The 14,435-nt window shown below is 59.2% G+C and carries 8 protein-coding genes; 4 read left to right on the top strand and 4 right to left on the bottom strand.

Annotation, left to right across the window (positions count from 1 at the left end; all coding sequences use genetic code 11):
• Nucleotides 1–83 precede the first annotated feature (83 nt).
• The 3 genes from C8J36_RS20330 to C8J36_RS20320 all read right to left on the bottom strand — a co-directional run bounded on the left by C8J36_RS20330 (nucleotide 84) and on the right by C8J36_RS20320 (nucleotide 3,543).
• Nucleotides 84–1,181, bottom strand: a complete 1,098-nt coding sequence (locus tag C8J36_RS20330) for a hypothetical protein (protein WP_132537164.1) — start codon at nucleotides 1,179–1,181, stop codon at nucleotides 84–86.
• Between the two features lie 371 nt (nucleotides 1,182–1,552).
• Complete coding sequence (locus C8J36_RS20325; RefSeq protein WP_132537163.1) at nucleotides 1,553–2,461, bottom strand: antitoxin; 909 nt, start codon at nucleotides 2,459–2,461, stop codon at nucleotides 1,553–1,555.
• Nucleotides 2,461–3,543, bottom strand: a complete 1,083-nt coding sequence (locus tag C8J36_RS20320; RefSeq protein ID WP_132537162.1) for a hypothetical protein — start codon at nucleotides 3,541–3,543, stop codon at nucleotides 2,461–2,463. Before C8J36_RS20320 ends, C8J36_RS20325 begins: the two co-directional genes overlap by 1 nt.
• 603 nt (nucleotides 3,544–4,146) lie before the next feature.
• Between C8J36_RS20320 and C8J36_RS20315 the strand changes: the two genes are divergently transcribed.
• From C8J36_RS20315 to C8J36_RS25045, 4 genes are all read left to right on the top strand, one after another.
• Nucleotides 4,147–4,572, top strand: coding sequence for a hypothetical protein (locus tag C8J36_RS20315; protein WP_132537161.1), 426 nt, complete (start codon nucleotides 4,147–4,149; stop codon nucleotides 4,570–4,572).
• A gap of 112 nt (nucleotides 4,573–4,684) precedes the next feature.
• On the top strand, nucleotides 4,685–6,460 hold the full coding sequence (locus tag C8J36_RS20310; RefSeq protein WP_281029257.1) for a VPA1262 family N-terminal domain-containing protein: 1,776 nt from the start codon (nucleotides 4,685–4,687) through the stop codon (nucleotides 6,458–6,460).
• Nucleotides 6,461–6,702: 242 nt separating this feature from the next.
• Complete coding sequence (locus tag C8J36_RS20305) at nucleotides 6,703–7,182, top strand: hypothetical protein (RefSeq protein ID WP_132537159.1); 480 nt, start codon at nucleotides 6,703–6,705, stop codon at nucleotides 7,180–7,182.
• The gene (locus C8J36_RS25045) at nucleotides 7,179–9,251 is read left to right on the top strand and encodes a hypothetical protein (protein WP_165915121.1); all 2,073 of its coding nucleotides are present in this window, start codon (nucleotides 7,179–7,181) and stop codon (nucleotides 9,249–9,251) included. The genes C8J36_RS20305 and C8J36_RS25045 overlap by 4 nt, the downstream gene beginning before the upstream one ends.
• Nucleotides 9,252–9,281: 30 nt before the next feature.
• On the opposite strand, the gene C8J36_RS20295 is transcribed toward C8J36_RS25045, so the two are convergent.
• Complete coding sequence (locus C8J36_RS20295) at nucleotides 9,282–14,429, bottom strand: ATP-binding protein (RefSeq protein WP_132537158.1); 5,148 nt, start codon at nucleotides 14,427–14,429, stop codon at nucleotides 9,282–9,284.
• Between the last annotated feature and the right edge of the window lie 6 nt (nucleotides 14,430–14,435).

Raw genomic sequence — 14,435 nt, 5'->3', positions numbered from 1 at the left:
GCTTTAGCCTCTAGTTCTTTCCGTTCCGCATTCCTTGGAAGAGGATCACGGCTTTCTATAGCTCTTTCATGCCAGGGAACGCTTCACTGTGTACTTGTCTCCGCCACAAGGCCGTCGACGGTTGAAACGAAACGTATGCGATTGCCCTGCGAACCCAGCTCTCCCCAAGCGCCCAAGGCAAGCTTACCCGATTCACCGGACGCAGCCTGGAACTCGATCAGAGAACCTTCGGGGACGGGTTGTTGATAGATCAATTGACGCCCCGGTGCGCGCAGGATTTTGCTCTCGAGTGCGATGGGCGGCACATTGACCTCACTCCGAAGGGTCGCGGAAACCTCGGCGGACAACCATGCGCGACGTTGATCAAAACCTGGTCCGGACTGGAGATCGACAACCGCGATAACGGCGGTGGGCGAGTACTCGAAGCTCATATTCGCACCGTTCGAGCTTCCAATGACAGGCTGCGCGCTTCCGTCCACAATCGTCTCACCTGGCAAAGCCTGGATAACCGAGATACGTCGCGTCTCGCGTCTCGGTGACGCAAACGGGTTGGAGGGCGCACTCAAGGTCTCGGAGACTGTCCCAGTTCGAACGACTTCTCGCAGACCCCGAGGAGGGACGATAGCGATGGCTCGAAAACGCAGAACACTTTGCATCTCGATCACGCGGATCGGCAGCGTCAGCTCCTCGACATGCGGATTTCCCCTGCCGTAAGCTCTGACCATCAACTCGTAAATGCCGGGCACAGCAAATGAAATGACGTGCCGACACGGAGGTACCCGTCCATTCTCAACAACAGGCTTGCCGGGAGCCTTGCATGCGGTGATCTGTGCCTTGCTCGGAGGCTGGATCAACGCCCTCAGCTTTTCCTGCCAACCGGCTTCTTGGTCTGAATGCACTGGCCCGTCTCGCATGCCATACCCGTTTCCTCCGCCTCGCCACACAAGAAAGTCGCCGCCTTCTTGCTCCACACCGCAGATCAAACGCTCGTTGACACCAATTGTAACAGGCTGCGTAGGATCAAGTGGTGGCGGCTGTTCGCTGGAACCATCAGGAAACGCTGCAATCTCACAACCCAACTGGCGGATCATGGGTGGGGGATCTTGCCGCAACCAATCTACAAGCGCGCTGACCGGCAAAGCGAGAAAGCCGGCAGCAGCAAGAAAGCTGATAACTCTCATCGCCCGCTTTGGTAGACTGCGCCGTAGACTTGGGCCGGAGAGAGACGAAGGGACTGCTGGGGGAGGCGTTGCAGCAGGAGCTGATACATTATGAACTGATGTGGGTGTCACCGTTTCGACACTCGGGGGCAAAAGGTCCGGAGGCTGCAGATTGTCTTCGGGCGCCGGTGTCGATCTCTGAGTCATTAAGATCCCTCTGACAGGCTACACTCCAGTGACAAAGCCCAGGGACAAGATCGACTGATTGCCCACAGCTTAGACGCGAAACGATAACATTTCCACGAAGATTTTGAGCCGCAGACGTTTTAGCTTCCAACTGTTAAACTTGAAGTTGGTCGGGGTACCCACCCGTAGCCGGCACATGCGGTCATTCATCCCCCAACGCCCAACTCTTCAAGCAGCCGGGAGACAACGTCGTTCGCGACGCGCTGCCGTAGCGCCCGCAGCCCGCGAATATCGGGATCGTCGTTATCACCCTCGATTTCGAACCACGCCACGGCAACAGGTCCCTCGCGAAGGTAGCCTTCATCCGCTGTGGGATCGCAAAATCGCTTCAGAAGAATTTCCAGCGCGTCGCCGATTACTCGGGCATGCTTGCCAGTCAGGGCATCTTTGAACTTGATGATAGCGCCGTCTAACCCGCCCTCGCCGTGCTCAAGGCAATAGACAAGGTCATGGGCATCCTTGCCCTCTCGACGATGGTCGAAGGCGAAAGCCTTCAGGCAAGTGAACGATACAATGTTCGCGTAAGGTATCGTTTCGGTCGCTCGCCCTTTCTGACCAAGAAGATCGGCTGTCACCTCCATGCGATCATGGAGATCGAAAACGAGTGATGCATGAGGAATGTTGACGGCAGAGATGTTTCCCTCCGTTGGAAGCTCTTGCAGCGCGCCTCCTTTCACTCTCGGGTCGTCGGCTAGGAATTCGAGAATGACCGTGACCCCGTGCTCGGTTTTGGTCTTCCAGCGCCAATTGACCGTCACGCCTTTGTCGTTCTCCGCGCGCTCGAACCCCATCCGCTTAAGATTCTCCTCAAGCGTGCGATAAGCCTCGGTGTCCGCGAGAATGGCGAGATCGACGACGACGTCGATATCACCCGTGCCAGCATGGGCTGGAACGGTCGGCGGTCGCGCTGTCACCAGATAGCGGGGTGTCAGACCGCCGATCAAAAATACCGAATCTCGCCACGGTCCGAGACCGCTGAAAAGTGTGACAAGAACACGCTCGCAGTCACGCGTAACCCCTTGGCTGTAGTCGACGAGAAACTGCGGCTTGGACATTATACTCCCAATTTCTCGGAACGGAGATGCTGCGCCAGTTCTTTGGCCCGCCCCCCCGCCTGCAACAGGTCGAGGTACGTTTGAAGCGGATCGGCAACCCAGAGATCATCAATCCGGCAGCGAAATCGCAGTTCGTCGTCTGACTTCAACTCGTGAACTCCAAGATTCCAACCATCCCGGACGGGCCGTGCCTCGATGGCGTCCATCACCGCATGCATCCCCTGTCCCGAAGGAATGCGACAGGAGACCTGGGACGCATTCGAAAGGTAAGGAGCATGTATTTGCCCAGCGGAAATACCAGTGAGTTCGTAAGGTATGCCTTCGATATGGCATGCATGATCTAGACGGCGTAGCAATTCCGGAGGCGCTGTCGAACGCACGTAATAATGCCGCAGAACCTTCGGTTTGACTGAGCTTTGATAGGCCGACCAGGCATCGAGCAGAGCGCGCGGATTGATCAAACGGCGCTCTTTCGAGGGGCCGGCACCGCGCACTTCGATCCACTCGCGGCGCTCGACAGCGATCAGGGTTTCCGACGTCGTCGTGGGCGACACACCGGCCCGCTCAGCAAGTTCGTGGACCCCAAACCAATCTGACTTGGCGACCCAGGCAGCGTGCAGGACCTGAGCGCGTTGGCCAGCGAATACGTTATTCAGTGAGCGAGACTGCTTCCTCGATGCTGGCTTGTCGACGCGTAGGTAGAGCCCCTTAGCCGCGATGAACAGGCTCCCACTGGAGTCGAAGTAGCCAATCCGTTCATCGCGGAGCAATTGCCGGGCCCCCGGCGATATCGTCTCCGCCATGAGAACGGGGATGACGGGATAGCCACCGCTATCCTTGAGAGCGAGATAATTCCTGAACTGCCAGATTGCTTCGCGTGCATCGCGAGGAAAGAGTGAGGATTTCGCCTCGACAACGAGCCGATAGGGCTCGCCATCCCGGCTCATTTCCACTGTAAAATCCGGTCGATAGGAGCCTGGTGCTCCTTCTGACTCTTTCAATACATTAGGCGGGGCGCCTGCGATTACCGTCAGGGCCTCCGTAAAATTCTCAAAAAGCGCTTCAACCGTTTGCTTTTCCATCGTCATTTTCTGAACAGCGAATAACTAGATAGTACCGCATATTCGCCATCAGAGCAATATTCTCTGCGTAGCAAAATTGCTGCCTCGGAATCCGCGCCTGTTGATTCTGAGGACCCAACCATCGCGACCTTGTCCGACAGTGCTATACCACAGATCTTCGGAGAACCGGCAACCGCACCAGCCCACAAGGAAGCTCACTTTCTGCGTGTGAGAGCGGTGAGCCGTTAGCCTAAAGCATTGACAGGTCGGATCTATCCGACCGCTTTCGTGGTCGTAAACGGATGCCCTCTAGACGGTTGCCCGACTCGAGGCGCTCGGGTCTTATCTGACCGAGATGCATGGTCGGCGCTGAGAACTCATTCAGGCCAGTATGCCGCATCGCTCGATCTCTACTTTCGCCATTCGGTAGGGCGTCGTACTACGCCAATCGGCCATGATGAGTGATAGCGTTCATATCGAATATCGATTGTTGACGGTAGCCATGAAAACATCGCGCCTCCTGAACATATGGCTTAGAGTTTTTCAAATGGCTGTTTGTCATTACAGATAGTTAGGCGAGCGCGTAACTTTCGACCGAGGCTTTGGCATTATAAAGGAGAAACGATGGAATTAGTTTTATTCGCCGGAGCATTTTCAGTTGCGGCAGCTGTCCTTGGTGCCCTCATAACTGTCATTAGTCAGAATCGCCAAATATACAAACAGGGTGAGTCTCTTCGCCGCGAACAAGCAGCATCTGCAAAGAAGGCCGTTATAGAGAATCTGGTTGCCTATAGGTTTGTTCTAGCTGAAAAGCAAAATCATGTAGTTCCGACAACTGAATTCAATGTCGCATTGTCTAAGATCCCTGTGCTATTTGGCTCGAATCATAAGTGTATTGAACTCTACCGCTCGCTTGGAACAGATTTTACGTCGAGCAAATTCCATGATTTGATTGTGGAACTGATGAAAGATGTAAACCTTGACACAAGTCACATGAACGCGACTTTACTCGAGAATGTCCCAAATCGTCGCCCAATGACAGCCACGTAAGATTGGCAACAAACGAGGGTACCCGCTGTCATTGCATTAACAGGCTCCGACGTCTGGGTTAGGTCCAAACTCTCCTGACGACTTTCGGACGTCCGGTTCTTAGAGGAAAAGCATGACAGCCTCTGGTTTCCCACCCAAAACTCATCCCTCCGAAGGACCACCAACGACCGTGCCTCTGCAGGTTCCAGCATCTCACGGAGAAGGGACGCCGCCGCCGTGGCTCGCTCCCTTCCGTTATGCCGTCGTGCGCCTCGCAACGTTCGTGGAAGGGAAGGGTACGCCACCGCGTCTTGTCTTTGCGACGTTGGAATTGCTCGCTCCCGGTCGACCATCCGCGTCAAGCGGGGCCCTTCAGGATCGAAAGTTCGGCAAAGGCGCGAACGGCCGAGTGTTCTTTAGGCGAGTTGCTATGGGAGCCGCAGAAGCAGTGGCCTGGTACGAAGCCGCAGCGCGCGGCGACCTCACCACGCCAATCCCAGCTGATCCATCCGAGAGCGAACCGAAACGCGACGGCATTCGGGTTGGCGCGGGCACGTTGACGCCTGAACCGCCCTGGCCCGACCTCGTCCTACCTTTGGACGGCGACCCGCTTCTTGATCCTACCTGGTCCGGCTCCCCCGCGCCGTTCATAGGTTCAGGCGCAAGCCCCGCTCGCGTCAGCCGCCTGTTCTCACCTCCATCAGAGAGCCTGACGACCCTTCTGCTGGACGAGGCAATCGTCACTTTCTTGAAACCGAGACTGCACGTCGATCTCTTTCGCTACCCAGAATATCTCGGAGGGATGGTGCTGATCGCACCAGATCCCATTGCCCGTGAGGTCCGCATGTTCGTCCGGCCGCGGCCCGACAACCATGGTGTTCGCGAGGATATCGTCGTTCACGTATTACCTCGTGAGGGTAGCGATCTCTCCGACCTCGAAGTGACGCTTATCGAGATACGGGCGGGGGCACTTCACCGCTACGAGCGAACGGCTGTTCCCAAGGATGGGCTCGTTGTGTGGCAGCGCCACCACGAGGTGGTAATGTCGGGCTTTATGCTAACACACGCAACTCAAGGCGTCCTGAGATATCAAGCTCCGACCGCCTTTCTGCGTAGGATCACCTTAACATCGAGCACCGTTTCACGACGTGTTTCGATCCGCACACCAACGAGCGAGTCACCTGACGCTCGCGAAGAGACGTATGGCGTGACGGAATACGCCCGTGATCGCGACATCGAAGTAGGTCCCGCAGCCCGCCAGCAAGACAGATTGTCGCAGGTCTATGAAGCAGAGGCGCGCCGTCGACGGCTCGCTGCGGCCGAGAACCAAGGGCAACGCTGGCTCGACAACCGGGACGTGGCGCGTACTGAGATCCGGCGCATCCTGGAAGGCGCTTCGCACCGTGTCTGGATCGCTGATCCCTATCTCGGCGGAAGGCAGATCTTCCAGTTCATCCACGCTGTAAGCCGTCTTGCCGTCGAAATCCGGCTCATCACCTCGCGGCTCGCGTTTGAGGGTCCGACCCTAGCTGAAGACAAGAATGATGGCGTTTTAGAGAATCTGGACCGGCACGCTATCTTCACCCACGGCCTTCAGAGCCTCAAAGAGCGTGGATTTGCTGACGTAGAAACATGGGTTCTTCGGGGAAAGTCCCCTCCGCTTCATGACCGCTTCCTAGTGGTCGATAATACCGTTTGGTTCTCAGGAAACTCGCTCAACGCGCTTGGTGCCCGTGCGGGGTTGATCCTCAAAGTCCCCGATCCGCATGCTATCGTTACCCGCCTTGCTGCCCTACGGCACAAAGCGTCGTCCTTCGAAGACTACTTGAGCGAGCGCTCCGACGCCAAGGCGGTGGCAGAACGGCATAGCAAGCGCGCCCCCTCATCAGATCCCGGTGCGGAAAATTGACCCTAGGTGTCCTCCTCCCCACCTCCGTCTCAACGTCATCCACCCCGGCAGTCGGTCCGCCGCCCGCCCCTGCTGCAGGCTTGCTTACGCCACAGATCCTGTGGCCGTCGCTGGCGCGTCGAGGCGCGCGACCCGACCTTTGGCAGCCGGTTGACTTGGGAGCATTTCCTGACGCGCAGGTGATTAACGAGCGGCGCAAACGCGGTGAAGCCGTTACATCTCTTCCAATGTTCGGAAAACACGTGGCAAGTGCCGTTGATCGGGTTCTCGTCGTGGACACATACCTCCTCTGCGGCGGTGAACGGGCGGAAGAAGAGGTTCTGTCGTGGTTCCCAGATAGCTTTGAGGCAAAAGACGTCCGGATCGCGTGCGGCGGGCTGAAGCAAAGTAGAAGCGAGACATTGTTTACAACCAAGTTGGCGGATCGCGCTACAGCAATCAATACCCGCAAGGCGAGCTTGGGGGCACCAGCTACGATCATTATGTTAAAGACGAATCTTGATCCAAGCAGCTACCCATACGTTCATGATCGTTTTGCTGTGGTGGATGACGAACTCTGGCATTTCGGAGCCACGGTGGGTGGCTTGCACCACGGTGTGAACGCCGCGACCCGCGGCTGGAACGCTGTGGCCGTGGGAGCGGTGAATTTCTTCGGAGAAGTCTGGAGCCAGCGGGCGCGAGGTGGCGGCGTCAAGACAGCATGCAACGGGGGAATACGATGACCAGCGAGACGTCTGCAGCATGGCCTGAGGAGCGGCGCCTCGCGCGCGAGGGACCCGATCGCACTCTTACCTATTTCACTCAGATCCGGGAGGAGGTCCTCGACGCCCTAGCGCATCCCTGGGTCAGCGAGGAGGCGAACAAGGCGATCGTGAACTGGCTTCGAAATCAGCGAGATGCCGAGACCCGCCTTCCGGACCGACACAACCTGGGCGAGGCTCTCGTTCTCGCACTGGAACAGGCGGGTTTACCCGCAGACGCCTCAAACCTCATGGACTCATCGAGCGACGAAGAAGTCTATGATGACGTGGCTCCGGCCGTAGCCGCCTCCGTCGCGAGGGCCGCGATACTCCTCCTGCGAGGCGAGCCAGACCAGCAGAGCTGGAAGGTCGTGTCCAACCTCCGCCAGTGCGGAAACCGGCTAGCACCTGCTTTGGACGAGCTTCTTGAACAGGCGTTGGCAGAAAGTAGTTTTCGCAACCGGTTTTTCCAGTTGGCCGAAAGCCTGGTATCTACTGCAGCCGCCGCGCCCGAACGGCAGGTGTTGGCAGGCGAGCAAGAAGCCTTGACAACGCTGATTCAAGACTGGCGGGATAAGCGCGTCTTGCTGGACCTATGGTTCGGACTGCGGGAACTGGACTACGTTCATTACTTCGGGAGCGAGGGAGAGGTCCTCAGGCAGGTCGCACGGCTTGACCCGTCCCGTTTCGTGAGCATTCTCGGCCATTTCGACAATCCGTACCAAGTCTGGGCAGCCATCAACGACACCCGGGCGGCTACTCGCTTCGAGGAGTGGCGCGCTCTCGTTGATGCAGCGCCGATCGCGTTTGGGTCGGACGGATCTTGGAATGGTTCCGCGATCCTGCCTCTCCTCCTCGTAGTCGCCGGGCAAGCCGTGGCGCAAGGCGCGGCACCATTCGCCCGCTACGAGACCGCGACTGCGGCGCAGGAGGGTGGCCGCGAGGTGACCGAAGCCGCAGAAGCCGTAGCGGCCGCCCTTTTCGCGCGGGTGGATGGTCCACCGGCGGCGCTACGCTGGGCCGCTTGGCTAGCCCGCAGCATAGCAAGCGCGTCGGCGGAGGGGCCGCCGGTCCCGACGGACGCTCGGGACCGAGCGTTCACCTCCTGGCAGCTGTTGTCCGCGGTCGCGCAGCATGCCGGACCGAAGACTTGGGCGTCCTCTGAACCTCCCAATCTACCGGCCGAGGAGGTTTGGTTCAGTCTTATGGCGAAAGTGGTGGCCGTCGAGCAGTCGCCCGCCTCCGCTCCAGATTACGCGAACTTGCTGTCCGCCTTCATGGCGCCATGGCCGGAAGACGACCCAGAGGCGTGGCAAGGCAAGCCGGGAGCACGGCTAAGAGCGGAGAGCGGCGTCGTTCGAACCTTCGCACGGCAACCGACAACTCTGGGCATCCGTATTCTGGCCCTCCCGCTGACGATGAGTGAAGACCCGGTCGCTGCCTTGATCGAACTTTGGCGAAGGGCATCCGTGTTGCGAGAGGCCGTCGAATTCGGCGAATTGCGCCTCTCCGCTAGCTCGGAAGACGATGATCCCCGACGAGCCGCCGCAGAATTATGCTGGTTGACCGTGGACCTGGGCCTGTGTGTCATAGATCAGATTGCCGACGATCGGATAGCTGTCGCCTACGAACAGGGCGCAGCCGTGAGCAGGCTTATCGCCCTCTTGTGGGAAAGCGTCTCCGAGATGATCGCAATCGACCGGTTCGGCGGCGAGACCTGGGACCGGGCACGCCGACATCTCGTTCTTCGCCGGGCCCTCTTTGCCATCGACGGGGACGAGGGGCTAGGGCCTCGTGTCATATCGGCGGAAAGCCTCCCCACATTGGCCGGCATGCTCCGCACGATGGCTGCCCCTGAGCGCCCCTTCTTCTCGTCGCTCGTCGCCCTGCTTGATGCTGGCCTGACCGTGGCCACCCTTCGCTCTGTCCTGGCCGAAAGCGCTATCGATCTGGCTGCGCTCCTTGATGCGGCGGAGCGAGCGAACTCGATAGACGAGCGACGCCCAATGATTGCGGCGAACGATCTGCAGCGGTTACGGCAAGCAGCATGACTCCTTCATGTGCGATGCGAGAGCGCTTTGTTACTCCGCGAGCCGCACAGCTTGCGCGCGCTCTTCAACCTGCAATTCGAGTTCATGCGCCTCCGCTAAGCCCACACCGACAATATAGCCTAAAACTCGATCGATGCGGTCGCGATAGGGATGCTCGGGCAAAAGGAGGCCTGGCTCCTCAGTGATCACTGCTTTGAACCATTTTACCACCTGCCCACCGATCCCGGTGGCGATCCAGAACCCGACTGCTTGGGTACGGCTGAACCAGGTCTCAACGGCGTTTAGCAGGAAATTGATATGGCGCGGCTGCGGCGCGACCAGCAGCAGGTTCATTGTGCACAGAGCGACGAAGCTCGTCGGGCCGCCAGCCATCAATGGCCGCACCGTGTCCAGCAATGGATCGACTCGATCGAACAGTAATGGTGGTAGATAGCTTGCAGTGATCGAGAACGGATTGTGGTTGTTGAACAAAACCTTGGCCACCACCCCTGCAGTTTCCGTATCCACACGAGGACTTGCCGGATCGCTCGCATGTTCCCAGCGGCGGAGCTTCATTACACGCCCGGTCAGCGCGGAGCGCAGAGCGACGGGCCGCGCGGCTGGACGCGCGGGGTCATTGAAATACAGCGCATCGGCGGCCTGGATGACGCTCGGCGCGACATCACAGAAAGACTTGTCTGGAAGACCGGTCACCATACGCAGACCTTGGTCAAACCGCCCCTGCTCGGCGTCCAGAAGCCGTTCAGCGAACAGGATGTAGAATTGGGCATTCCATTCCATGGGCTTGCCGTCGATCTCGGCTTCAACCGGCATGCCCAGCCCATTCATCCTTGACGTCCAGTCGAGATAGGCGCTTGTGACCTCCTGGCGCCAAGGAACCACGCTTTTCGGGCCCGTCTCGACCATCGCCAGCCACTGTGCCGCCGCCCGGCTGTCGACATGGATGATCGACGGCTTCTCGGTAGAGGAGTCAACAAGTGAAGTGTCCGTGTCAAATTCTTCGGGCATCACAGATTCAGGCCTCCGCGTCCGCAACACGAGCGCGCGACGCAAGTGTGGATGCTCCTTGGGCCATTTCGGCCACGCCGGCTCCAGGTCGCCATTCAGCCAGCCGATCTCTGCGCCGATCGCCACTTCTATCTCTTCAGCACGCGCGTTCTCGAAAGCCTCATGTTCAGATTCTGTTCCGTCTCTATATCCCTGCCAACGCCAGGTCATGCTCGCGAATGCCGCCCGCATCGCCGCCTTTAAGAGATCGGGTTCAACATTGAGAATAGCATTGAGGCCGGCCGAGAAGGCCGGCGCAGCGATGCGGTCGCGACGAGTGGTCAGCCGGATCAGAGCGTCGCGGTCCGCCGCCTCTCGCTTGCGCACCCAAAGGTGAATGAGCGCCAGCATCGAGATTGCGGGTCGGTTGTAGCGGAGCGTATCGCTTGAGCCTCCAAGTCGGTCTGACTCTTCGGCGAGGCCGAGGTAGATCACTTGCCGCACCCAATCCTCGTGCTGTTCGAATAAGGCATCGTCGCCATCTCGCGCGACTAGCAAAGCCGTCGAGATCAACCGGGTTGAGCGCGATTTCAGATGGTCGGTATCGCTGTCATCCGGCAGGCCGCCTTCCGCATATTCGACCGCCATCCGTGCGGTCTCCGCGCTGGCCTGCTCGCCGCCTTCAAGCGCGAGGCTGATGCACGATTCCAGGTTGATCGACGGGACCCTTACACCATGGCGCTCGCTCATCTGCGCGACGTGCGCCGCCTCATCCGGCGGTGGCTGATAGGCTGAATTTCCGTCTTCCCTCTCGATCCAGTTGCCAAGATCGAGCATGTTGCGGACGACACGGGCGATCAAACGTGGATCAACCCAAGAGGAGTGTACGTCGAACGGCTCCAGCTTCTCGACCGCCGCGCTGAGCTGTTCGCGTAGCGCATTCCCGATCGGATCGTCGCGAAGATAGTACGGTACCGCGTTGATCAACGATACCTTGCGCGACGGTCTCGAGTTGAGATCCTCCAGTCGCGTCTTCCCCACCGGTTCTTGCGCCAAACCAAACGCCATACTGCCGAAATTCGTCTGATCTCGGGTCGAGCGTTGGAAGTCTGCTGCCAGCAGTTCCGGATTTGCGAGAAATGGCGCGAGCGCGTCGCGTCCCACATCGAAATGAGATAGCAGCACGTCAATTGCTATCAGCAAGTATGCAGCGCAGCTTTCCTCGGGGCCGAGAATATCGGCTAGGACGGCCTCAACCGGATCGCCATCGTCCAGCCGGTTCTGGCTCCAGGCTTCGAGCGCCATTAGCCCTGACGCGGCGGCATACTCATTGATCTGGCCCCGTGACCAGAAAAAGCTTGTGGCCCAGGGAAAGAAGCGCGGCTTCCCGTCAAGAACGACCGTGAAGCCGTTGTCGCCAGGATCGCGGCTCATAGCGTTATACTCAACCACTTCGCGGACCAGCGTCCGAATTAGCTTCAAACCTTCTTCAGGTTCCGCCTCGAGCAAAGGCAAAAATGGCGGCTGTGCGGGAGAGGGCGGGAGATAATCGGTATCGGAAAACGTAAAGGCACCATGCAACGTATCACGGGAACCGCGTCGGCGGTCGCGCTTCTCGACCAGGCTGCCGAGGATGAGCGCCGCCAATTCTGCCGGCGCAGCAGAGGCGATCGCTTGGCTGAACAGGCGGATTTCCTTAATCTTGTAGTGATCATTTTCCGCAGTGACCTCCGTCAGATACGCCTTCAGTTGATCAGGGGCTCGATCGCCAAGCAGCAGCGCCACGGCCCTTAGGTTACCGATCATCCGCTGCCGCCCATCGCTAGCTGCGCGATCACCCAAGGTTACACCGGGAATGGTCACGGCCGCCTCGCGGAGGTCGAGCTGGCGCAGCCAACCGAACAGCATTTCAACTGCCGACTTCGCGATCATCGGCAGATATTTCAGGACCATGATCTGAACTTCGACCAGTTTCACGACCGAACCGATCGCCGACAGGGGAATCTCGGCAGTGTGATTCAGTACCCACTGCAACAGCCACAGCGCGGACCCCGTCACGTTGGTTCGATGCGATCGCGAAAGCTCCACTTTCGCGCCCTCCGGCATCGTTACAACATCAACCGTCGCAACTGTTTCGACCGCAACAACGGTCGTGACTAACTCGCTGAAAAGCGTAGCGTCGTCATCAAGCAACGTCGCGGTAGACCGCTCGAGCAATTCGAAACCGGCTTCCGAACGAACCAAGGCAAGCATCGCCTGCCGACGCCAAGACCCATGAGCACTCTTCGGGGAGAGCTGTACGAGCAGTGCGGTCCAACCGGAGCTGCCTGAGCTTGATTCAAGCATGATCCGGCCTGCAAATTCAATTCCGCGCGCAAGCCACGACGAAACCGGCACGGACAGATTAAGCCCGGAAAGCCGGGTGTGATCCTCCGCGATCCAGTTGCCGATCGCCCAGTCGCGCAGCACGTCATGATAGAAAGCGAGCCGGTCGCGACGAACCTCCTTCAAGGTTAGCGCTTCGAGCAGATGCGTGCGCGCGCCCGAGTCGGCCTGCAGGTCGATGCCGGTCTCACCCTTGAGCGCGCGTGCCGCCAGATCGGCCAGGATTCGCTGGGTCGCCCGCACTTCGGATTGACCGGCGCCGTCCGCACTCTGCCACCATAGTTGCGCAAGCGCTGCTTCGGTACGAACTTCGGTTGCGCTCGGCATCTTGAGCAGGCGGGACAATCGGTAAAGATTGCGGGCAAGCGGGGCCGCCGGATGACTAGGATCCAGCAGCGCGCGCAATTCAGGCGCCTGTTCGATTAACGCTTCGACCTCCGCGTCGCTAAGCGTCTCAACCCGGACCGAATGGATGCCGCCAAACGCGATTATAAGATCGTCGTCCAGCCATGGCTCGGCGTCGATATTGGCGATCGTGCGGCTGGTTGCAACGACCCGAAATTCCGAGATTGCCTGGGCGGCCAGCAACAATTCGCTGACGGTGCGCCGACTTGCAGCATCAACAAACATGTCGAGCCCGTCGATGAACAAGGTCGCGCCGCCGCTTGCCGCATAGTCGGTTAGGAACGAAGCGGCTGTACCGGGAATGCCAAAAGCATTTGCAAACGCGATCCAGCCGCCTGCAGGCGTGCCAACCGGGTCGAGTACAATAACGGGTGAGTGCTGCGCAATACGGTCGGCTAGGTTACGCAAAGCCCAGGATTTACCGACGCCGGGCGCTCCCCGTATCTCAACGAACCGGTGATTATCAAGCGCTTGGTCCAGCTCCGCGACCGCTTCGAGCCGAGGTAGAGTCACCCCCGCCACCTTGGTACCGATGCCCGCCAGGGTCATCTGCGCCGCTTCAGCGATCCTCTCGCGCGCTGGGCCGTAGCTACGGTCGCCCGCGAGCTGGAAACCACCCTCGGCAAGTTTCACACGCAACGTGACCGGATCGATTTCGCCGCCAGTCGTGCCCGTTGCGATCGAGAGATCGATCAGCTTGCTCCACAGCGCTTCGGACCGGTGCGCGTCGGCATCGCCGAGTGCGGTGCGGGCAAGCGCCACCCCGTAGCTGCGCGTCACCGACGCCGCCGCTTCAAAATCGAACTCAAGGATCAGCATGCGGCGCAGGATACGCCAGATTGTCTCGTCGTTGTCGGCCACGCCGGCAGCTACGAGATGGTCACGCGTGGTCGTGACAAAAGTGCGCTTGTCCTCACTGCCGACGCCCTTAGCCGCAATACGCTTAAAGAATGCCTCAGCGGTGTCGGAGTCGCGCGCCCATTTGAGCACGTCCTGATAGGCTCCCGAAATCTGCCTGCTGGTTCGCTGCGTCGCGACCCCGAGAAGGTGCCGCTCCTCAGGAACGGTGGTTGTCGCAGTACGGGCGATCTGCACTGCGACGTCGGCATAGACTGGATCACGCGGTGCGAAGGTGATGTCGCGCTTCGACTGGATCTCGAGCAGCGCCTCACCCGCGACACCCGTAGCATGAACAATCAGGTCGTCGAGCGCGAAGCCATGCTCTGTGCCCTGAAAACGGATGGCAGAAACCCGAGCGGCGGGAAGTCCCACTGCCGCGTTGCCTTTGAGCATCGCCAGCAGATAGAATGCGCCGAGTTGGCCTTCGATATACGTGCCGGCGCCGCCGCGCGACGCGGGGCTGGACCCAAGCTTTCCGTCTTTGTGAATCGCGCGTTCCATCGTGCG

This window comes from Rhizobium sp. PP-F2F-G48 (assembly GCF_004342335.1).
Classification (GTDB): Bacteria; Pseudomonadota; Alphaproteobacteria; order Rhizobiales; family Rhizobiaceae; genus Ferranicluibacter.
The sequence above is the reverse complement of the archived record's forward strand: the minus strand, read 5'-3'. Positions and strand labels throughout refer to the sequence as shown.

What these genes read in the sequence shown, in the direction of transcription:
- C8J36_RS20330 (WP_132537164.1), bottom strand. Translation starts at nt 1,181, where the DNA reads ATGAGAGTTATCAGCTTTCTTGCTGCTGCCGGCTTTCTCGCTTTGCCG.
- C8J36_RS20325 (WP_132537163.1), bottom strand. Translation starts at nt 2,461, where the DNA reads ATGTCCAAGCCGCAGTTTCTCGTCGACTACAGCCAAGGGGTTACGCGT.
- C8J36_RS20320 (WP_132537162.1), bottom strand. Translation starts at nt 3,543, where the DNA reads ATGGAAAAGCAAACGGTTGAAGCGCTTTTTGAGAATTTTACGGAGGCC.
- C8J36_RS20315 (WP_132537161.1), top strand. Translation starts at nt 4,147, where the DNA reads ATGGAATTAGTTTTATTCGCCGGAGCATTTTCAGTTGCGGCAGCTGTC.
- C8J36_RS20310 (WP_281029257.1), top strand. Translation starts at nt 4,685, where the DNA reads ATGACAGCCTCTGGTTTCCCACCCAAAACTCATCCCTCCGAAGGACCA.
- C8J36_RS25045 (WP_165915121.1), top strand. Translation starts at nt 7,179, where the DNA reads ATGACCAGCGAGACGTCTGCAGCATGGCCTGAGGAGCGGCGCCTCGCG.
- C8J36_RS20295 (WP_132537158.1), bottom strand. Translation starts at nt 14,429, where the DNA reads ATGGAACGCGCGATTCACAAAGACGGAAAGCTTGGGTCCAGCCCCGCG.